The organism is Streptomyces sp. NBC_00442 (assembly GCF_036014195.1).
Classification (GTDB): domain Bacteria; phylum Actinomycetota; class Actinomycetes; order Streptomycetales; family Streptomycetaceae; genus Streptomyces.
On sequence record NZ_CP107918.1, the window covers coordinates 3,696,621 to 3,716,733 of the forward strand.

A 20,113-nucleotide genomic window follows, 5' to 3' on the forward strand; every position below is an offset into this window, starting at 1 on the left:
GACTGCCGAAGGGTCCCTGTGCGCCAGGTGCGCACAGGGACCCTTCGGGTATGTGACGCTTGCTTCCATGCCCGTCGTACGTGATCTACGCGTGCTCCTGCGCCTGAAGCACTTCCGGCACCTGCTGGCGGTGCGGCTGCTGTCCCAGGCAGCGGACGGCGTCTACCAGGTAGCCCTCGCCACGTACGTCGTCTTCTCCCCCGAGAAACAGGCCTCGCCCGGCGCGATCGCCTCCGCCATGGCGGTTCTGCTTCTTCCGTACTCACTCGTCGGGCCCTTCGCGGGCGTCCTGCTCGACCGCTGGCGCCGACGGCAGGTCTTCCTCTACGGGAACCTGCTGCGCACCGCTCTGGCAGGTTGCACGGCACTGCTCGTCCTCGGGCACGTTCCCGACTGGCTCTTCTACGCCTCCGCGCTCGCCGTGACGGCCGTCAACCGCTTCGTCCTCGCCGGCCTCTCGGCGTCCTTGCCCCGGGTGGTCGACGACGAGCGGCTCGTGATGGCCAACTCTCTCTCCCCGACCGCAGGAACGCTGGCCGCCACGGCGGGTGGCGGGCTGGCCTTCGCCCTGCGTCTCGTGATCGACGCGGATGCCGCGACCGTCCTCCTGGGCGCGGTCCTCTATCTCTGCGCGTCCCTGGCCTCCCTGCGCCTGCCGGCCGGGCTGCTCGGACCCGACCCCACGACGGTCCGGCCGGGCCTCGCGGCCGTGCTCCGCTCCACGGCACGCGGACTCACCGACGGCGTGCGGCACCTGAACGAGCGCAGGTCCGCCGCGCGGGTTCTCACCGCGATGACGCTGATGCGGTTCTGCTACGGCGCGCTGACGGTGATGCTGCTGATGCTCTGCCGGTACGCCTGGGCCAAGGGGCCGGGCGGGGGGACCGATGGGCTCGCCCTGCTCGGGCTCGCCGTGGGCGTCTCGGGATCGGGCTTCTTCGTAGCGGCCCTGGTCACCCCGTGGGCGGTGACCCGGCTCGGCCAGTACCAGTGGATCTTGGTGTGCGCCGCGGCCGCCGCGGTACTCGAACCGGCACTCGGCCTGCCGTTCTCCCCTGCCCCCATGATCGCCGCAGCCTTCGTCCTGGGCCTCGTCACGCAGGGCGCGAAGATCACCACGGACACGGTGATCCAGTCGACGGTGGACGACGCGTTCCGGGGCCGGATCTTCTCGCTCTACGACGTGCTGTTCAACATCGCGTTCGTCGGTGCGGCCGCGGTCGCCGCTCTGATGCTCCCCGCGGACGGCCGCTCGGCGTCCCTCGTCCTCACGGTGTCCCTCATCTATGCGGGGGTGGCCGTACTCATGAGCCGCTTTTCGCTCGCGCGCGTGCCTTGAGGCGCGGGCGGCGATCCAGCCAGGAGTGGACGGAGGGCGGTGTTTCACGTGAAACACCGCCCTCCGTCATGGCCCCGGGGCCGTCGTGTTTCACGTGAAACACCGTTTCACGTGAAACACGGCCTCAGTCCTGCGCCGCCCACCACTCCTTCAGTGCCGCGACCGCCGCGTCGTGCTCCATGGGGCCGTTCTCCAGACGCAGTTCCAGCAGGTGCTTGTAGGCCTGCCCGATCGCGGGGCCCGGCCCGACGCCCAGGATCTCCATGATCTGGTTGCCGTCCAGATCGGGTCGGATCGAATCCAGCTCCTCCTGCTGCTGAAGCTCCGCGATCCGGTCCTCAAGGCCGTCGTAGGCCCGTGACAGCGCATTCGCCTTGCGCTTGTTACGTGTGGTGCAGTCCGAGCGGGTGAGCTTGTGCAGCCGGTCGAGGAGCGGTCCCGCGTCGCGCACGTACCGCCGCACCGCGGAGTCGGTCCACTCGCCCGTGCCGTAGCCGTGGAAGCGCAGATGCAGCTCCACGAGCTGTGACACGTCCTTGACCATGTCGTTCGAGTACTTCAGCGCGCTCATCCGCTTCTTGGTCATCTTCGCGCCGACCACCTCGTGGTGGTGGAAGGAGACCCGGCCGTCCGACTCGAACCGCCGCGTCCTCGGCTTGCCGATGTCGTGCAGCAGCGCGGCCAGCCGCAGCACCAGATCCGGGCCGTCCTGCTCCAGGTCGATCGCCTGGTCGAGGACGATCAGCGAGTGCTCGTAGACGTCCTTGTGCCGGTGGTGTTCGTCACTCTCCAGCCGGAGGGCCGGCAGCTCCGGCAGGACGTGGTCGGCGAGCCCGGTGTCGACGAGGAGCCGCAGCCCCTTCTTCGGGTGCGCCGCGAGCAGCAGTTTGTTCAGCTCGTCCCGCACCCGCTCCGCGGAGACGATCTCGATGCGTCCCGACATGTCCGTCATGGCCGCGACGACCTCGGGAGCCACCTCGAAGTCCAGCTGGGCGGCGAAACGCGCCGCGCGCATCATCCGGAGCGGGTCGTCGGAGAAGGACTCCTCGGGCGTCCCAGGCGTGCGCAGGACCCGCGCGGCCAGGTCTTCGAGACCGCCGTACGGGTCGACGAACTCCTTCTGCGGCAGCGCCACCGCCATGGCGTTGACGGTGAAGTCACGGCGCACCAGGTCCTGCTCGATGGAGTCGCCGTAGGACACCTCGGGCTTGCGCGAGGTCCGGTCGTACGCCTCGGAGCGGTACGTCGTCACCTCGATGAGATAGCCGTCCTTCTGGCAGCCGACCGTGCCGAAGGCGATCCCGACCTCCCAGACCGCGTCCGCCCAGGGCCGCACGATCTTCAGTACGTCCTCGGGGCGGGCATCGGTGGTGAAGTCCAGGTCGTTGCCGAGCCGCCCGAGCAGCGCGTCCCGGACCGAGCCGCCGACCAGGGCGAGCGAGAAGCCCGCCTCCTCGAATCGGACGGCGAGATCGTCCGCGACTGGGGAGACTCGAAGCAGTTCGCTCACCGCGCGGCGCTGCACCTGGCTCAGTGCACTGGGATTGTCTTCGTTGGCGTTCGGCACAACAGAAAAGGGTACGTGGCCCGGCCGACCGGGTCGTCCCCCTTTATCGGGGGCCCGGTGAGCACACGGGGGACGGACCCCGGTAGTCGTGCCCGCCCGTCGGTACGGCACTCTTCCGATCATGTGGAGCAGACCGCGGCACTTCGCCACAGTCCGCATCGTTACCATGCGTGGACGCAGCAACCGAAAGCGACGACATCGAGGGACGGGCGAGCGCGTGGCCGAGGCGGCAGTTTCCCAGGGGATGTCCCCCTCTCCTGCCCGCCGGTGGCTGCGCCGCACGGCGGCGCTGCTCGTCGGCGCCCCGCTGCTCGCCGGCCTGCTGTCCGCCACGGCCGTCTCGCCGGCGCACGCGGCCGGAGAGCCCGCTGCGGGGCAGGGTGTGCAAGTGTCGCTCGACTCGATGACCCCACAGGCCCCCGTCAAGAGCGACACGCTGACGATCTCCGGAACGGTGACCAACACGGGCAAGCAGGCCGTCACCGGCGCCCATGTGGGGCTCCGGGTGGGGTCCAAGCTCTCCGGGCGCAGCGCGATCGACGAGACGGCAGGCCACAAGGGCTACGTGCCGGGTGTCGACGCGGCGGAGCTCGGTGACGGCCCCACGGCCAAGTTCGCAAGGCTGGACGCCGGGATCAGCCAGGACTTCACGCTCTCCGTGCCGGTCTCCAAGCTGGGCCTCGGCGAGGACGGCGTCTACCCGCTCGGTGTCTCCGTGTCCGGCCAGACCTCCGGCCGCCAGGTCGAACGGGTGCTCGGTATCCAGCGCACCTTCCTGCCGTGGCAGCCGGAGGCCACCGAGGGCAAGAAGAGCCAGCTCACTTTCCTGTGGCCGCTGATCTCGTCGACCCACCTCACCGCCCAGACGGGTTCGGACGCCCAGCAGACGCCCGTCTTCGCCGACGACTCCCTGGCGAGGGACATCGGCCCCGGCGGCAGGCTCAACCAGATGGTCTCGCTCGGCAAGCAGCTGCCCGTGACCTGGGTCATCGACCCCGACCTGCTGGCCACCGTCGACGCGATGACCCGCAACTACAAGATCAAGGTCGGGGACAACCTGGTCAACGGGACCGGCCAGGACGTGGCCAAGGCGTGGCTGAGCGCTCTCGAGGCCGCCGTCCAGGGCGAGAAGGTCGTCGCGCTGCCCTTCGCCGATCCCGATCTCGCCTCGCTCGCCCACCACGGCAGGGACGTTCCCGGCTCCCTCGGCCACCTCCAGAGCGCCACCGAGGTCGCGCAGAAGACCATCGACACGATCCTGCACGTGACCCCGTCGGTCGACTACGCGTGGCCCGTGGACGGCGCCGTCGACCCGTCGATCGTCGACGTGGCCACATCGGCCGGCGCCCACAACGTGATCGCACGCAGCGACAGTCTGCGGGACTCCCTGCCGTACGCGCCCACAGCGGTCAGACCGATCGGCGGCGGCGCCGGCGCCATCGTGGCCGACGCCGGACTCTCCACGGCGTTCCAGGGCGATCTGTCCATGGCCGATGCCTCGACCCTCTCCGTGCAGGACTTCCTCGCACAGACCCTCGCGATCACGCAGCAGGACCCCGACAAGCAGCGCAGCATCGTGGTCGCCCCCCAGCGCATGCCGTCCGTCAGCCAGGCCCAGACGATGGCCGCCGCGCTGCACGCGCTCGATTCCCAGCGCTGGACCCAGCCGCTCGACCTGTCCGCAGCGGCCACGGCCAAGCCCGACCCCGGGGCCACCACGAGGGTGCCCGGCGCGAGCGCGTACCCCGATGCGCTGCGCCGCCAGGAACTGCCGGCCGACGCCTTCCAGGACATGAAGGACACCCAGGGCACCCTGGAGAGGTTCAAGGTGATCCTGGCCGCGCCCGACCGCGTGGTGACGCCGTTCGGCAACGCCATCAACCGGGAGATGTCGGCGTCCTGGCGCGGCGACGCGGACAACGCGCAGAAGTACCGGTCCGGGGTCCAGCTCTATCTGGACGGTCTCGCCAACCAGGTCCATCTGATCCAGAAATCGACCGCGACCATGTCGGGCCGCAGCGCGACCATCGCCGTCACCGTGCAGAACAAGCTGGTGCAGGGCGTCGGCCACCTGGTGCTGAGGATCCAGCCGAAGAGCCCCACCCGTCTCCAGCTGGGCGAGGACGGCGCCGCGATCGGCGAACAGCCGGTGAAGGTGGACGGAGACCGCAGCCAGTCGGTCAAGTTCACCGCCATCGCCAACGCCAACGGCCCCGTCCCCGTGACCGCGCGGCTCTACACCGAGGACGGCACGCCGTACGGTGACCCGATGGAGTTCACCGTCCAGGTCTCCGAGATCACTCCGACGGTGATGCTGGTCATCGCCGGCGGTGTCCTGCTCCTGGTGCTCGCCGGCATCAGGATGTACACCCACCGCAAGCGCTCCACGGCGCGCGAGGAGCCCGAGGGCGACGACGGCCCCGGCACGCCGAACGGTTCAGCGGACGCCGATCCCGGGCAGCCGAGTGACCCGACACCGGACACCGGTCCGGAAAGCGGGGCCTCACCCGGCCCGGGTGAGAAAGTGGACCATTGAGCTATGTCGTGGCCGTCGGCCGGGGACGATGAGGTGGGGTAACCATGAACGCGCCGTACGACGGTGACCGTGGGCAGGGCACCGGCAGTGGTGCCGCGCCCTCCGGGGGCATGCCCCCGGCACCCGCCCAGCAGGGCCAGGTCCCGCCACCGCAGTCCGCGCCTGATCCGTACGTCCAGGACGCCTACGCCTACGACCCGTACCGGTCGCAGGATCTGTCCGCCCAGGACCCGGTGACCGAGGCGCTCTACGATCGTGCGGCGCACCCGCCGCCGCCCCCGGGCACCTATGCGGAGCAGCCGCCGCTCTATCAGCAGCCGACCGCTCAGCAGTACGCGCCCGACCCGCGCATCTGGGCGCAGACGCCGCCACCCGAGCCGGAGGGGCCCTCGCGCCATCTGCCTTACGGCGACGACGCCCGGACCACCCAGTTCGTGGGTCTCGACGACCTGGTCACGCAGGCGGGTGAGGAGCTGCCCGAGCAGGACGCCTTCGCCCATCTCTACCGGGACCAGCAGCAGGCGGGCCCGCCCACGGCGCCCGCAGGTCCCGAGCCGGTACCCGCGCCGCCCCGCGCGTCGGGCGGCCGTGCCTCCAGCCTGATGAAGTCCAGCGCCGTCATGGCGGCCGGCACCCTGGTGTCACGGCTCACGGGCTTCGTACGCAGCCTGGTGATCACCGCGGCGCTGGGCGCCGCCCTGCTCGGCGACACGTTCACCATCGCCCTGACCCTGCCGACGATGATCTACATCCTCACCGTCGGCGGTGGCCTCAACTCGGTGTTCGTGCCCCAGCTGGTGCGCTCCATGAAGGACGACGAGGACGGCGGTGAGGCCTACGCCAACCGCCTTCTGACGCTCGTCATGGTGGCGCTCGGCACCATCGTCGCCCTGGCGGTCATCGGGGCCCCGCTGCTGATCCAGCTGATGTCGCCCACCATCGGCAACGACGCGGCCGCCAACAGCGTCGCCGTGACGTTCGCCCGCTACTGCCTGCCCACGATCTTCTTCATGGGCGTGCACGTGGTGATGGGGCAGATCCTGAACGCCCGCGGCAAGTTCGGCGCGATGATGTGGACCCCGGTCCTCAACAACATCGTGATGATCTGCACGTTCGGTCTGTTCATCTGGGTCTACGGCACTTCCGCCGAGTCCCGCATGGGCGTCCAGACCATCCCGCACGACGGCGTCCGGCTGCTCGGCATCGGCACCCTGCTCGGTCTCGTGGTGCAGGCCCTGGCGATGCTCCCCTACCTTCGCGAGACCGGGTTCCGCTTCCGGCCCCGTTTCGACTGGAAGGGCCACGGGCTCGGCAAGACGGTCAAGCTCGCCAAGTGGACCGTCATGTTCGTGCTCGCCAACCAGGCCGGCGTCATCGTCGTCACCCGGCTCGCCACCGCGGCGGGCAAGCAGTCGGGGCGTGACGGCGCAGGCTTCCTCGCCTACTCCAACGCCCAGCTGATCTGGGGCATGCCGCAGGCCATCATCACCGTCTCGGTCATGGCCGCGCTGCTCCCGCGGATCTCGCGTGCCGCGCACGACAACGACCCGGGCGCGGTCCGCGACGACATCTCCCAGGGCCTGCGCAACTCGGCGGTCGCCATCGTGCCGGTCGCGTTCGCGTTCCTGGCGCTCGGCGTCCCCATGTGCACCCTGCTGTACGCGTCGAGCGGCATCCAGGCCGCCCAGTCCATGGGCTTCATCCTGATGGCGTTCGCGCTCGGCCTGATCCCGTACTCGGTGCAGTACGTCGTCCTGCGCGGGTTCTACGCGTACGAGGACACCCGCACGCCGTTCTACAACACGGTCATCGTGGCAGCCGTCAACGCCGCGGTCTCGGCCGCCTGCTACGTCGTGCTGCCCGCCCGGTGGGCGGTCGTCGGGATGGCCGCCGCGTACGGGCTTGCCTACGCCGTGGGTGTCGGAGTGGCGTGGCGCCGGCTCCGCAACCGGCTGGGCGGCGACCTGGACGGCGCACACGTCCTGCGTACGTACGCCCGTCTGTGCCTCGCCGCGGTTCCGGCCGCGGTGGTGGGCGGCGCGGTCGGCTTCGGCCTGCTGAAGTTCCTGGGCGAGGGCGCGGGAGGATCGGTCGTGGCCCTGGTCGCCGGTGGCGGCGTACTGATGGGAGTCTTCTTCGTCGCGGCCAAGCGCATGCGCATCGAAGAGCTCAACGCCATGGTCGGAATGGTGCGCGGGCGGCTCGGCCGCTGAGACCGGGGCCGGCGCACAACCATCGTCGGCCACCGCGTGTCGTGCATAGTGCTGGACTGTGGGCACAATTGGCATGACTTTGCATGGCTGGCCTACAGCACGCAACGGATGGGGAGGCAGGAGCGACGGTGGCGGAACGTAGCACGGCTGCCGTCGACGTAGCCGACAACAGTGGCGACAAACCGCTGACCGCCAAGGCGGACAAGGCGACGACCGACGGGGTGACGGAGTCCATCGACACGGCAGACACGGCTGAGCAGAGCACGAACGGCACCGGCGGCGGCGAGCGCAAGGCCTCCGAGCCGTCCATCGCGACGCCCGAACTGCACAGCGGACACAAGCTGGCCAGACGCTACCGCCTCGAGGAGTGCGTCACCCGTCTGGACGGTTTCAGCAGCTGGCGTGCCGTGGACGAAAAGCTCCGCCGTGCGGTCGGCGTCCACCTGCTGCCCGCCGACCACGCGCGGGCCCGCTCCGTCCTCGCCGCGGCCCGCTCCTCAGCACTGCTCGGCGACCCCCGCTTCGTGCAGGTCCTGGACGCCGTCGAGGAGAACGACCTCGTCTACGTCGTCCACGAGTGGCTGCCCGACGCCACCGAGCTCACCGCCCTCCTGGCGCTCGGACCGCTGGAGGCGCACGACGCCTACCAGATGGTCACCCAGGTCTCCCAGGCCATGGCGGCGGCCCATCGCGAGGGCCTCGCCCACCTCCGCCTCACCCCGAGCGCTGTCCTGCGGACCTCCACCGGGCAGTACCGCATCCGCGGCCTCGCCGTGGCCGCGGCGCTGCGCGGCATCACCTCCGAGAAGCCTCAGCGCACCGACACCGAGGCCATCGGAGCGCTGCTGTACGCGGTGCTCACCCAGCGCTGGCCGTACGAGAGCGACGCGTACGGCCTGCACGGCCTGCCCAAGGGCGTCGGTCTGATCGCCCCCGACCAGGTACGGGCGGGCATCCACCGTGGCCTGTCCGAACTCGCCATGCGGGCGCTGGTCAACGACGGGGCCACCGCGTCCCGTCAGGAGCCGCCCTGCACCACCCCGGACGAGCTGGTCAAGGCCATCGGGGAAATGCCGCGCATCCGTCCCCCGGAGCCCGCGTTCACCGCGCCGCCCGAGTACCAGCGCACCACCTACCAGCAGGGGACGTACGGCCGCCCGGCCGCGGGACCCGGTCCGTCCGTCAACCAGCCCATCCAGCCCCCGCCCCCGCCGCTCCAGGGCCGCACCGGCAAGGCGCTCAAGTGGGCCGTATCCGCGCTCCTCATCGCCGCCCTCGGCCTCGGCAGCTGGCAGCTCGCCGACGCCCTCCTCCAGCACGACAAGGGCGGTTCCAACGAGACCGGGAACACCCGCACCACGGACAGCGGCAACGACGGTGACAAGCCGAAGGCGCCCCTGCCGATCAAGATCCAGGGCGCTCAGGAGTACGCGCCGGACGGCAAGCCGCAGGATGCGGACGGCGTGGCCAGCACCTACGACGGCAAGTCCTCGACGTTCTGGCGCTCCAAGAGTTATCTGGGCGGTCCCGAGCTCGCGCCCTTCAAGAAGGGCGTGGGCATCGTCTACGATCTCGGCTCCGAGAAGGATGTCTCGACCGCCTCGATAGCGCTCCGCTTCAGTGGCGATCACACCACCATCGCGCTGTACGCGACCGACTCCATGTCGTCGGGCCGAGGTGTGACCGACATGAAGCAGATCGCCACGACGACGACCAAGGGCACCACGGCCGACCTCAAGGCGAAGGCTCCGGTGAAAACCCGGTACGTGGTCCTCTGGCTCACCGCCGCTCCGTACGCGGCAGGCGACGGTTACAGCGACTCGGGCTTCAAACAGGGCATCACGGATGTGAAGTTCGCCGGCTGACCGATCGGCGGGGGGAGGCTCACTGTTGGACGACGCCACGCTGGGCGACATGAGCGACAAGGATCTGTTGGCGCGCCATGTCGACGGCGACCCCGACGCCTTCGGTGAGATCGTGCGGCGTCACCGCGACCGGCTGTGGGCGGTGGCGCTGCGCACCCTGGGGGACCGCGAGGAGGCCGCCGACGCCGTCCAGGACGCCCTCGTCTCCGCCTACCGCGCCGCCCACACCTTCCGCGGCCAGTCCGCCGTCACCACCTGGCTGCACCGCATCACGGTGAACGCCTGCCTCGACCGGGCCCGCAAGGCCGCCTCCCGCAAGACGTCCCCGGTCGACGACCCCGAACGCCTGGAGCAGCTCGTCGAGCCGCACGAGTCGGCCGAGGCGCCCGCTGAGCGGCAGGAACTGCACCGGCAGCTCATCGAGGCCCTGGGCACCCTGCCACCGGACCAGCGCGCCGCCCTCGTCCTCGTCGACATGCAGGGTTACCCGGTCGCCGAGGCCGCCGCGGTACTCGATGTGCCGACCGGCACGGTGAAGAGCCGCTGTGCCCGCGGTCGCGCGCGGCTGCTGCCGCTTCTCACTCATCTGCGCGCGGATACGGCCGATGCCAGGGGTAGCGGCGAGTCCAGTGGGGGAAGGAACCGGACGCCGGGGACATCCGTCCCACCTCCGTCGGACACGAACGACGCAGGACCGAGCGATTCAGCTGCAGTGAAGGGCGGAGGTGGGCGCGCGTGACATCCACGACCGGAACAACGGAACACCCGGACGTCTCGGAGATCTCCGAACTCACCGAGGGCCTCCTCCCTCCGGCCCGTAGCGCGGACGTCCGCCGCCATCTCCAGGGCTGTGTCCTGTGTGCCGACGTACGTGACTCCCTCGAAGAAATCCGCGACCTGCTCGGGACGCTGCCCGGCCCGCCCCGCATGCCCGCCGATGTGGTGGGGCGCATCGACGCGGCACTCGCCGCGGAAGCCCTGCTCAATGCCACAACCCCTGAGGACCCCGAGGACCCCGAGGCCACGCGGTCCGAGGGCACGTCGCGTGAAACCGCCCATGTTTCACGTGAAACACCGGAGGCGGCCACCGCACCGGCACTCGCCGCCACTGCGACCCCGCCCTCACCCGGTGCCTCCCAGACCGACCGCCCCGCCGGGCATGCCCGCGCGGCGGCCGGCCCCGGACCCGGCCGCGGCCGCAAGCACCGGCGCCGCGCGACCGTGCTCACCGCGGTGCTCGGCGCTGCGGCGGTCGGAGCGGGGTTCTTCTTCGTGCAAAACATGCAGTCGCCCACGCCCACCCCCCATGCCGAGCCCGCCCAGTCCCAGCCGTCCCAGTCCGACGGCACCGCGTTCTCCGCGGGCAGCCTCGAAGGGCGGGTGCAGTCGCTGCTGGAGTCCCAGGGGGGCCAGAGCACCCAGAAGGCTCCCTCGGCGCAGATCGCCCCGTCCACGAAGAACGCGCCCGACAGCGAGAAATCTTCTGACGGTCTCCGGTCCGCCGCCAGCATCCCGCCCTGTGTCCAGGCGGGGACCGGGCGGCCCTCCCAGATGCCTCTCGCCACCGAGCAGGGCACGTACGAGGGCTCGCGGGTGTTTCTCGTGGTGCTGCCCGACCAGGGCAATCCCTCCAACGTGGAGGCGTACGTCATCGACGCGTCCTGCGAGAGCGCCGGCCCGTCCGCCCACGGCAAGGTGCTGCTGACCCGCTCCTACCCGCGTCGCTGAGGCCCGGCGGCCCCTACGCGGGACGGGTCTCCATGCCGCCCGTACGGCTCGGGAATGCAACCCCCGTAGGATCCGTTGGGTGGGGTGAGAGTCCTGGACCGGGGCCCCGACAGGCAGTAGGCAGTCCGCAGAGACGAGGAAGAAACCCGTGAGCGACGTCCGTAACGTGATCATCATTGGCTCGGGCCCGGCCGGATACACCGCGGCCCTGTACACCGCACGTGCGTCGCTGAAGCCGCTGGTGTTCGAGGGCGCCGTCACCGCCGGCGGTGCGCTGATGAACACCACCGAGGTGGAGAACTTCCCCGGTTTCCAGGACGGCATCATGGGCCCGGAGCTCATGGACAACATGCGCGGCCAGGCCGAGCGCTTCGGCGCCGAGCTGGTCCCGGACGATGTGGTCGCCGTCGACCTGACCGGTGACATCAAGACCGTCACGGACACCTCGGGCACGGTCCACCGCGCCAAGGCCGTCATCGTCACCACCGGCTCGCAGCACCGCAAGCTCGCCCTGCCCAACGAGGACAAGCTGTCCGGCCGTGGCGTCTCGTGGTGCGCCACGTGTGACGGGTTCTTCTTCAAGGACCAGGACATCGCCGTGGTCGGCGGAGGCGACACCGCGATGGAGGAGGCGACCTTCCTCTCGCGCTTCGCCAAGTCGGTCACGATCATCCACCGCCGGGACACCCTGCGTGCCTCCAAGGCGATGCAGGAGCGTGCCCTCGCCGACGAGAAGATCAAGTTCGCGTGGGACAGCGAGGTCGCGGAGATCCACGGCGACCAGAAGCTCTCCGGACTGACGCTGCGCAACACCAAGACGGGCGCGACGTCCGAGCTGCCGGTGACCGGCCTGTTCATCGCCGTCGGCCATGACCCGCGTACCGAGCTCTTCAAGGGCCAGCTCGACCTCGACGAGGAGGGCTACCTGAAGGTCGCCGCCCCCTCGACCCGTACCAACCTGACGGGTGTCTTCGGCGCCGGCGACGTCGTCGACCACACCTACCGGCAGGCCATCACGGCGGCCGGCACGGGCTGCTCCGCCGCCCTCGACGCGGAGCGCTTCCTCGCGGCCCTGGCCGACAGCGAGAAGGCCGCAGCCACCGTCTGATCCGCCCCTTCCAGCGTCCCTCCCCCCAACACCCCTAGGAGACTGCCGTGGCCGGCACCCTGAAGCACGTAACCGACGCCGACTTCGACGAGATCGTCCTCAAGAGCGGCAAGCCCGTTCTCGTGGACTTCTGGGCCGAGTGGTGCGGCCCGTGCCGCCAGATCGCCCCGTCGCTCGAGGCCATCGCCGCCGACCACGGCGACGAGATCGAGATCGTCAAGCTCAACATCGACCAGAACCCGGACACGGCCGCCAAGTACGGCGTGATGTCGATCCCGACGCTCAACGTCTACCAGGGCGGCGAGGTCGTGAAGACGATCGTCGGCGCGAAGCCGAAGGCCGCGCTGCTGCGTGACCTCGACGGTTTCATCACCGAGAAGTAAGGCCCGACGCGCCCCGCTGTTTCACGTGAAACGGGCTCGCTCCCTCCGAGGGGGCGAGCCCGTTTCGCATGTGTGGAGCATCCACAGCGGCGCACCGCTACAGCGGCCTGAGGACCGGCTCCTTCTGAACTGCCCCGAGCAGCCGGTCAAGGGCCAGCTCGACGTCTTCCTTCCAGGACAGGGTCGTGCGCAGTTCCAGGCGCAGCCGCGGATATCGGGGATGGGGCCGCACGGTCTTGAACCCGACCGACAGCAGATAGTCCGCCGGCAGCACACAGGCCGGCTCCTTCCACCGGGCATCCCCGAATGCCTCGATGGCCTTGAAGCCACGGCGCAGCAGGTCCTTGGCGACCGTCTGCACGAGCACTCTTCCCAGCCCCTGCCCCTGATAGCCCGGCATGATCCAGCCGGTCATCAGCTGTACGGCGTCGGCGGCCACGGGGCTGGTGGGAAACGCGGTGGAGCGGGGTACATAGGCCGGAGGCGCGTACAGCACGTAGCCGACCGGGACGTCGTCGACGTATACGACCCGACCGCAGGAACCCCACTCCAGGAGCACCCCGGAGATCCAGGCTTCCTTCTCGACTTCGGGTCGTCCCGCTTTTAACGCCGCTTCGCCGCTGACGGGGTCGAGTTCCCAGAACACACAGCCGCGGCAGCGCTTGGGGAGGTCCGGAAGGTTGTCCAGCGTGAGCGGTACGAGCCGACGCCCCATGGAGGCTGTTCCTCACTTCCCTCGCCTGCCGCCTCCTGCGCGGCCGACAGTGTGCTCAACTCCCGCAGCAGGCTGCCGACGAACCCGCCGACCGCTCCGAGACCGAGCCCTGCCGTCACCAGCCGAGTGCGGCTCACCGTTCGCATGGCCCCGCCCTCCCTAGAGGATGGATCAAGGTCGATGTGCCATACCAGAACGCATCGTATCCACCCCTTCACGGCAGCGACACCGCTCGCATGCAAAGGGCGGGCCGTGTTCCCGTATGAACAGGGAACGCGGCCCGCCCGTGAGCGGCAGCGACCGGACTCAGCCGGTGCCGTCCTCCGAGGCCTGCTCGGCGAGGCCCTTCTCCAGGACCCGCCCCTCGCCCGGGGCGAGGGTGCCGAGGATCCTCTCCAGATCCTCTATCGAGGCGAACTCGACGACGATCTTTCCCTTCTTCTGACCCAGGTCGACCTTCACCCGTGTCTCGAAGCGGTCCGAGAGCCGGGTCGCCAGGTCGCTGAGGGCCGGCGAGAGGAGAGCGCCCGCCCGGGGGCCCTTCGTCTTCGGAGCGTTCTTGGGCTCCGAGTTCAGCAGCGTCACGATCTCTTCGACCGTCCGCACCGAAAGCCCCTCGGCCACGATGCGCTTGGCGAGGGCGTCCTGTTCCTCGGAGTCCTCCACCGAGAGCAGCGCCCGCGCATGTCCCGCCGAGATGACGCCCGCGGCAACCCTCTTCTGGACCGACGGCGACAGCCGCAGCAGCCGCAGCGTGTTGGAAACCTGAGGCCGGGAACGGCCGATGCGGTCCGCCAGCTGGTCATGGGTGCACTTGAAGTCCCGGAGCAACTGGTCGTAGGCGGCGGCCTCTTCCAGCGGGTTGAGCTGCGCGCGGTGCAGGTTCTCCAGCAGGGCGTCGAGAAGGAGCTTCTCGTCGTCCGTCTCCCGCACGATCGCCGGGATCCGCTCAAGGCCGGCCTCGCGGCAGGACCTCCAGCGCCGCTCACCCATGATGAGTTCGTAGCGCTCGGGGCCGGTCTGCCGGACGACGACGGGCTGCAGAAGCCCGACCTCCTTGATGGAGGTGACGAGTTCGGAGAGCGCGTCCTCGTCGAACACCTCGCGCGGCTGGCGCGGGTTGGCCGTGATGGAGTCGATCGGCAACTCCGCGAAGAAGGCGCCGGCCGGGGTGGCGGGTTCGGCAACGGCCTCCGGCTCCACCACTGTTTCACGTGAAACGGCTGCCTGCGGCAGTGTCGCCACCTTCGCGGCCGCCACGCCCCGCTCCGCGGTCAGGACCGGTACCGAGGACGGGGACGTGGATGCCGTCCCCACCGATGAACCCGGCTTTTCCTGTGCGGCGGAAGGGATCAGCGCACCGAGCCCCCGTCCCAATCCTCTGCGTCGCTCGCTCACTGGATCCCCTCCGACATGCTGTGCTGGTTGTTCTGGCTGACCACATGCGCGTGCGTGGGGTCGTACTGCACACCGACACCGCGCAGGGCGATCTCGCGGGCAGCTTCGAGGTAGGACAGCGAACCACTAGAGCCGGGGTCGTAGGTGAGCACCGTCTGCCCGTAGCTCGGAGCCTCGGAGATGCGGACCGAGCGCGGAATGCTGGTCCGTAGCACCTCCTTGCCGAAGTGGCTGCGCACCTCGTCGGCCACCTGGGAGGCGAGCCTGGTCCTGCCGTCGTACATGGTGAGCAGGATCGTGGAGACATGCAGCGTCGGGTTGAGGTGGCCGCGTACGAGATCGACGTTCCTCAGGAGCTGACCCAGGCCCTCCAGCGCGTAGTACTCGCACTGGATCGGGATCAGCACCTCGGCCCCCGCGACCAGCGCGTTGACCGTCAGCAGGCCCAGCGACGGCGGGCAGTCGATGAGGATGTAGTCCAGCGGCTGCTCGTACGCCTGGATGGCGCGCTGCAGGCGGCTCTCTCTCGCCACCAGCGACACGAGCTCGATCTCCGCACCGGCGAGATCGATCGTGGCCGGGGCACAGAAGAGACCCTCGACGTCCGGGACGGGCTGGACCACTTCAGAGAGCGGCCTGCTTTCCACCAGAACGTCATAGATGGACGGGACTTCGGCATGGTGGTCGATGCCCAGCGCCGTCGAGGCGTTGCCCTGCGGATCGAGGTCGACGACCAGGACCCGCGCACCGTGCAGCGCGAGAGAAGCGGCGAGGTTGACCGTGGAGGTGGTCTTTCCTACGCCGCCCTTCTGGTTGGCAACGACCATGATTCGGGTCTGCTCCGGCCGTGGCAGGCCCTCGCCTGCACGGCCGAGAGCTTCCACCGCCAGCTGGGCAGCACGACCAATGGGGGTGTCGTCCATCGGGGGCGGTGTTTCACGTGAAACATCCTCCCCCGCCGATTCGGTACGGGGACCGGGGACCGGATCGGTCATCGGTCCCGCGATGTTGGCGTCGGACCGCAAGGATTCACTCTCCTCGACATCAGGCTCGCAATGAACAGAGCCTCCCATGCCTTCGGGGTCGTGAACCAGCGAGGCCCGTCCTTCTGTGGATGAATCCACCTCTGTGGACAACTCCGTAGCCTCTGCGGGGGACACAAGGCCCCCCGCGAACGGCTTACGGTCGCGCGGAGAGGAAGCCGCACGGCCGCGGCTGATGATTCCATGCAGCAGTGAGCGACGTTTCACGTGAAACACGATGCATCCGCGCTCGCCGGAGACCGTTACGACACTCCGAAATGCGTACGTATACCGCCTTCTATGGAGCATTCACCCAGAAGCACATGAAGTGGACTAAATCTCAGCGGCGACGCCGGGTCCTGCTCGTCCGCGCGGCCTTGGCGCGCTTGGCGGCGAACCGCACACCACCGGGGCTCTCGCCAACCTCGACCCGGACAACCGTGGACAGCGGGTCCACCACACCCTCGCCGACATGGAGCACCGAGGTCTCCACCACACCGAGTTTGCTCAGCGCGGCGCGTGCTCCCAGGATCTCCTCCTCGGCCGTGTCGCCCTTGAGCGCCAGCATCTCGCCGTAAGGACGCAGCAGCGGAACGCCCCAGCCGGCCAGCCGGTCGAGCGGCGCCACCGCACGCGCCGTCACCACATGGACCGGAGTGACCTTGCCCATCATCTCCTCGGCGCGGCCGCGCACCACGGTCACATGGTCGAGGCCGAGCAGCTCCACGACCTCCTGAAGGAAGTTGGTGCGCCGCAGCAGCGGTTCCAGAAGCGTGATCTTCAAATCCGGGCGGACCAGCGCCAGCGGGATACCGGGCAGCCCCGCGCCCGAGCCCACGTCGCACACCGTGACGCCCTCGGGAACGACCTCGGAGAGCACCGCGCAGTTGAGCAGATGCCGCTCCCACAGGCGCGGCACCTCACGCGGCCCGATCAGACCGCGCTTGACCCCCGCATCCGCGAGCAGCTCCGCATACCGCACGGCCTCGGGGAAGAACTCCCCGAAAACCGCCCGCGCCTCTTCCGGCGCCGGGGGAAGCTCCGCTGCTGCCTCTGCCTCCGTCACGGGGACCGTCCTTCCCTACCTAGGCGGCGTTACCGCACTGTGGTGGCTGACTATCAGGCTGACAAAGATCGGCCCCGCCTGCGGACAGACGGGGCCGAGAAAGCAATGGCGCTCAGGCGGGCAGCACGACGACGAAGCGCTGGGGCTCCTCGCCCTCCGACTCGCTGCGCAGCCCCGCGGCCGCCACCGCGTCGTGCACGACCTTGCGCTCGAACGGCGTCATCGGGTCCAGCTTCACCGGCTCACCGGTGCTCTTCACCTCGTCCGCCGCCTTGGCACCCAGCGCGGCGAGCTCCGTACGCTTCTGGGCCCGGTAGCCGCCGATGTCCAGCATCAGACGGCTGCGGTCACCGGTCTCACGGTGCACGGCCAGGCGCGTCAGCTCCTGGAGCGCCTCAAGGACCTCGCCGTCACGGCCGACAAGTTTCTGCAGGTCGCGGCTGTTGCTGTCACTGATGATCGAGACCGCGGCCCGGTCCGCCTCGACGTCCATGTCGATATCGCCATCGAGGTCGGCGATGTCGAGCAGGCCCTCCAGGTAATCGGCGGCGATCTCCCCTTCCTGCTCCAGGCGGGAGAGGGGGTCGACGCCCTCAGCGGCCGGGGCGGTGGTGCCTTCCGTCACGGATGGACTCCTTCTTACTTCTTGGACGGGTGCTTGGGCCGCTGCTGACCCTTGCGCTGACCCGACTTGGCTCGTGCCTGACCGGCCGTGGGCTTGCCCTGCTTCGGCTTGGCGTCCTGCTTGGGCTTCGCGTCCTGCGGTTCAGCCCGCTTCTCGTCGGGCACCTCGGCCGCGGAGTCGTCCGTGGAGCCCTTCGTCAGCGAGGTCTTCGCGGCCGCGTCGTCCTGCTGCACGGCACCACCCTGGCGCTGCGCCTTGGTCTGCCGCTTGGGCTGCTGGCGCTTGGGAGCCGCGCCGCCCTCGGCCTCGAGCAGTGCCGTGTCGCTCTTCACCACGGAGCCGTCGGCCTGGGCCGCGAAGCCCTGCTTGGAGAGCGTGGTGATGAACTTGCGCTCGTTGGCGTTGCGGTCCGGGCCCTTGGCCACGATCGCCTGCACGATGGTGCGGCGCTTCTTGCCGCGCACCTCGCCGTGCGTGCTGACGTTCTTGATCAGGCGGTCCAGGTAGTGCGCCTGCGCCTTGGAGCCCGGCGTCGGGTTCTGGTTGATCACGTACATCTGCTGGCCCATGGTCCACACGTTGGTGGTCAACCAGTAGACGAGGACACCGACGGGGAAGTTGATGCCCATCACGGCGAACATGACGGGGAAGACGTACATCAGCATCTTCTGCTGCTGCATGAACGGCGTCTTGACCGAGAGGTCCACGTTCTTCGTCATCAGCTGGCGCTGGGTGAAGAACTGCGAGGCCGACATCATCACGATCATGATCGCGGTGACGACCCGGACGTCGGTGAGGGTGGCCCCGAGGGACTCGACCTTCGACGCGTGGTCCATGAACTTCGCGGCCAGCGGCGCGCCGAAGATGTGGGCCTTCTGGGCGCTCTCCAGGAGCGGCTGGTTGATGACGCCGATGGTCTTGCCGTTGGCGATGCCGGCGAGCACGTGGTACAGCGCGAAGAAGAACGGCGACTGGGCGATGATCGGAAGGCACGAGGAGAGCGGGTTGGTGCCCGTCTCCTTGTACAGCTTCATCATCTCTTCGGACTGACGCTGCTTGTCGCTCTTGTAGCGCTCCTGGATCGCCTTCATCTTCGGCTGGAGCGCCTGCATGTTCCGCGTCGACTTGATCTGCTTCACGAAGAGCGGGATCAGACAGATACGGATGAGCACCACGAGGGACACGATCGACAGGCCCCAGGCCCAGCCCGTGTCCGGCCCGAAGATCGCGCCGTACAACGTGTGGAACTGGACGATGACCCAGGAAACAGGCCAGGTGATGAAGCTGAACAGACTGGCAATCGTGTCCACTAATCAGGCTCCTTGAGCTTTGGGCGGGGTCTCTGCGGCCGGGCTTGTCTCGGTCTCAGCGGCGGACTGCCCGCCCTTGTCGCCGCGCCAGGCAGCGCGCAGCGCCTCGTGCCATCGAGGGCGCTTGCGCTCCGGCACGTAGTCCACACCGCCGGGCGACCACGGATTGCACCGCAGAATGCGCCAAGCGGTCAGGGCTGTGCCTTTGACGGCACCGTGCCGGTCGATCGCCGTATATCCATAGTGGGAACACGACGGGTAGTACCGGCAGACGGGCCCAAGAAGTGGGCTGATCGTCCACTGGTACAGCTTGATCAGGGCCAGCAGCGGGTACTTCATCGCGCGCCCCCTCCCAGGAGCCGCGCGAGGGCGGCATCCAGGTCTCGGGCCAGCTGTGCATGGTCGGCATCGCCCGCACCGGGCAATGCCCGTACGACCACCAGGCTACCGGCGGGCAACTGGGACAGTCGTTCGCGCATGAGATGGCGGAGCCTGCGCTTCACCAGATTGCGGACGACAGCCACACCGACGGCCTTGCTGACAACGAAACCCGCACGCGTCGGGGGAGCGCTCTCCCCAGGCGCGTGCGGGTCCGTTGTACCGCTGCTTAGATGGACGACGAGGAGCGGGCGGCCGGCCCGGCGTCCTCGGCGAACCGCGGTCGCGAAGTCCTCGCGCCGCCTCAGCCGATTCTCGGTAGGCAGCACGTCATGACCTGTCGGCTATTACGCGGACAGGCTTGCGCGACCCTTGCCACGGCGGTTCGCGAGAATCGCGCGGCCGGCGCGGGTACGCATCCGCAGGCGGAAGCCGTGGGTCTTGGCGCGGCGACGGTTGTTCGGCTGGAAGGTGCGCTTGCTCACTCGGGGGCTCCAGAAATGATTCGTTGGCGGCGGGACATCGCCTGGCTGTCACCGTGCGCCCACGAGTAGCTCGCGTATACGCCCGTGTGCACCGCTTCACGACCACAGATCGTGATCTTTGCCCATCGGAGGCAGGCGGCAGCAGCCATCGACAACTCGACCTGGTTACGGTACGCGCGGCTACGCCATCCGGTCAAACCGGCTCCTCGCCGGGCTCCGGTATGCACAGGCTGTGGACAACAACTTGAACCACGTCAGTGGGCCCGACTACCGTGGCTGAACTCCGAGCCTTCTCCCCATCTGTCCTCGCCTGTCTGTCCTGCCTGTCTATGCCATCCCCATCCCGTCCCGAGAACCACACATTCGTGGGACCTG

The 20,113-nt window shown here is 69.1% G+C and carries 18 protein-coding genes; 8 read left to right on the forward strand and 10 right to left on the reverse strand.

The features are described 5' to 3' along the window. Window positions 1-67: 67 nt before the first annotated feature. A complete protein-coding gene (locus OG432_RS16750) occupies window positions 68-1,339 on the forward strand; it encodes an MFS transporter (RefSeq protein WP_328311736.1) in 1,272 nt (423 codons plus the stop codon). 124 nt (window positions 1,340-1,463) lie between these two features. On the opposite strand, the gene OG432_RS16755 is transcribed toward OG432_RS16750, so the two are convergent. Then, window positions 1,464-2,906 (reverse strand): CCA tRNA nucleotidyltransferase, encoded by a 1,443-nt coding sequence (locus tag OG432_RS16755; protein ID WP_328311737.1) that lies wholly within the window; start codon window positions 2,904-2,906, stop codon window positions 1,464-1,466. Between the two features lie 217 nt (window positions 2,907-3,123). Between OG432_RS16755 and OG432_RS16760 the strand changes: the two genes are divergently transcribed. The 7 genes from OG432_RS16760 (at window position 3,124) to trxA (ending at window position 12,739) form a co-directional block, all read left to right on the forward strand. Further along, window positions 3,124-5,442 carry a DUF6049 family protein gene (locus OG432_RS16760; protein ID WP_328311738.1) on the forward strand — a complete coding sequence of 773 codons (2,319 nt, stop codon included), beginning with the start codon at window positions 3,124-3,126 and terminating at the stop codon, window positions 5,440-5,442. Window positions 5,443-5,486: 44 nt separating this feature from the next. Continuing rightward, window positions 5,487-7,655 (forward strand): murein biosynthesis integral membrane protein MurJ, encoded by a 2,169-nt coding sequence (gene murJ, locus OG432_RS16765; RefSeq protein ID WP_328311740.1) that lies wholly within the window; start codon window positions 5,487-5,489, stop codon window positions 7,653-7,655. Between the two features lie 128 nt (window positions 7,656-7,783). Next, a complete protein-coding gene (locus OG432_RS16770; protein WP_328311741.1) occupies window positions 7,784-9,520 on the forward strand; it encodes a protein kinase family protein in 1,737 nt (578 codons plus the stop codon). Between the two features lie 25 nt (window positions 9,521-9,545). Further along, complete coding sequence (gene sigM, locus OG432_RS16775) at window positions 9,546-10,259, forward strand: RNA polymerase sigma factor SigM (protein WP_328311742.1); 714 nt, start codon at window positions 9,546-9,548, stop codon at window positions 10,257-10,259. Continuing rightward, window positions 10,256-11,248 carry a hypothetical protein gene (locus tag OG432_RS16780; RefSeq protein ID WP_328311743.1) on the forward strand — a complete coding sequence of 331 codons (993 nt, stop codon included), beginning with the start codon at window positions 10,256-10,258 and terminating at the stop codon, window positions 11,246-11,248. The genes sigM and OG432_RS16780 overlap by 4 nt, the downstream gene beginning before the upstream one ends. A 148-nt stretch (window positions 11,249-11,396) precedes the next feature. Beyond that, window positions 11,397-12,356, forward strand: a complete 960-nt coding sequence (gene trxB, locus OG432_RS16785) for a thioredoxin-disulfide reductase (RefSeq protein WP_328311744.1) — start codon at window positions 11,397-11,399, stop codon at window positions 12,354-12,356. A 47-nt stretch (window positions 12,357-12,403) separates the two neighbouring features. Further along, the gene (trxA, locus tag OG432_RS16790; protein WP_328311745.1) at window positions 12,404-12,739 is read left to right on the forward strand and encodes a thioredoxin; all 336 of its coding nucleotides are present in this window, start codon (window positions 12,404-12,406) and stop codon (window positions 12,737-12,739) included. A 97-nt stretch (window positions 12,740-12,836) separates the two neighbouring features. Here the strand turns inward: trxA and OG432_RS16795 are convergent, their stop codons facing one another. The 9 genes from OG432_RS16795 to rpmH form a co-directional block, all read right to left on the reverse strand. Then, window positions 12,837-13,454: a GNAT family N-acetyltransferase gene (locus tag OG432_RS16795; RefSeq protein ID WP_328311746.1), complete on the reverse strand. Its 618-nt coding sequence runs from the start codon at window positions 13,452-13,454 to the stop codon at window positions 12,837-12,839. A 306-nt stretch (window positions 13,455-13,760) separates the two neighbouring features. Further along, window positions 13,761-14,852 (reverse strand): ParB/RepB/Spo0J family partition protein, encoded by a 1,092-nt coding sequence (locus OG432_RS16800; RefSeq protein ID WP_328311747.1) that lies wholly within the window; start codon window positions 14,850-14,852, stop codon window positions 13,761-13,763. After that, a complete protein-coding gene (locus tag OG432_RS16805) occupies window positions 14,849-15,925 on the reverse strand; it encodes a ParA family protein (RefSeq protein ID WP_328311748.1) in 1,077 nt (358 codons plus the stop codon). Before OG432_RS16805 ends, OG432_RS16800 begins: the two co-directional genes overlap by 4 nt. 289 nt (window positions 15,926-16,214) lie before the next feature. Beyond that, window positions 16,215-16,940 (reverse strand): 16S rRNA (guanine(527)-N(7))-methyltransferase RsmG, encoded by a 726-nt coding sequence (gene rsmG / locus OG432_RS16810; protein WP_328311749.1) that lies wholly within the window; start codon window positions 16,938-16,940, stop codon window positions 16,215-16,217. 112 nt (window positions 16,941-17,052) lie between these two features. Next, window positions 17,053-17,565 carry a Jag family protein gene (locus tag OG432_RS16815; RefSeq protein WP_328311750.1) on the reverse strand — a complete coding sequence of 171 codons (513 nt, stop codon included), beginning with the start codon at window positions 17,563-17,565 and terminating at the stop codon, window positions 17,053-17,055. A gap of 14 nt (window positions 17,566-17,579) precedes the next feature. After that, a complete protein-coding gene (gene yidC, locus OG432_RS16820; protein WP_328311751.1) occupies window positions 17,580-18,875 on the reverse strand; it encodes a membrane protein insertase YidC in 1,296 nt (431 codons plus the stop codon). A 3-nt stretch (window positions 18,876-18,878) separates the two neighbouring features. Next, a complete protein-coding gene (gene yidD / locus OG432_RS16825; RefSeq protein ID WP_267058309.1) occupies window positions 18,879-19,214 on the reverse strand; it encodes a membrane protein insertion efficiency factor YidD in 336 nt (111 codons plus the stop codon). Then, on the reverse strand, window positions 19,211-19,582 hold the full coding sequence (gene rnpA, locus OG432_RS16830; protein ID WP_328311752.1) for a ribonuclease P protein component: 372 nt from the start codon (window positions 19,580-19,582) through the stop codon (window positions 19,211-19,213). Before rnpA ends, yidD begins: the two co-directional genes overlap by 4 nt. A gap of 18 nt (window positions 19,583-19,600) precedes the next feature. Beyond that, on the reverse strand, window positions 19,601-19,738 hold the full coding sequence (gene rpmH / locus OG432_RS16835) for a 50S ribosomal protein L34 (RefSeq protein ID WP_006381191.1): 138 nt from the start codon (window positions 19,736-19,738) through the stop codon (window positions 19,601-19,603). Window positions 19,739-20,113: the final 375 nt, after the last annotated feature.

What these genes read in the sequence shown, in the direction of transcription:
- OG432_RS16750 (WP_328311736.1), top strand. Translation starts at nt 68, where the DNA reads ATGCCCGTCGTACGTGATCTACGCGTGCTCCTGCGCCTGAAGCACTTC.
- murJ (WP_328311740.1), top strand. Translation starts at nt 5,487, where the DNA reads ATGAACGCGCCGTACGACGGTGACCGTGGGCAGGGCACCGGCAGTGGT.
- OG432_RS16795 (WP_328311746.1), bottom strand. Translation starts at nt 13,454, where the DNA reads ATGGGGCGTCGGCTCGTACCGCTCACGCTGGACAACCTTCCGGACCTC.
- yidD (WP_267058309.1), bottom strand. Translation starts at nt 19,214, where the DNA reads ATGAAGTACCCGCTGCTGGCCCTGATCAAGCTGTACCAGTGGACGATC.
- OG432_RS16805 (WP_328311748.1), bottom strand. Translation starts at nt 15,925, where the DNA reads ATGGGAGGCTCTGTTCATTGCGAGCCTGATGTCGAGGAGAGTGAATCC.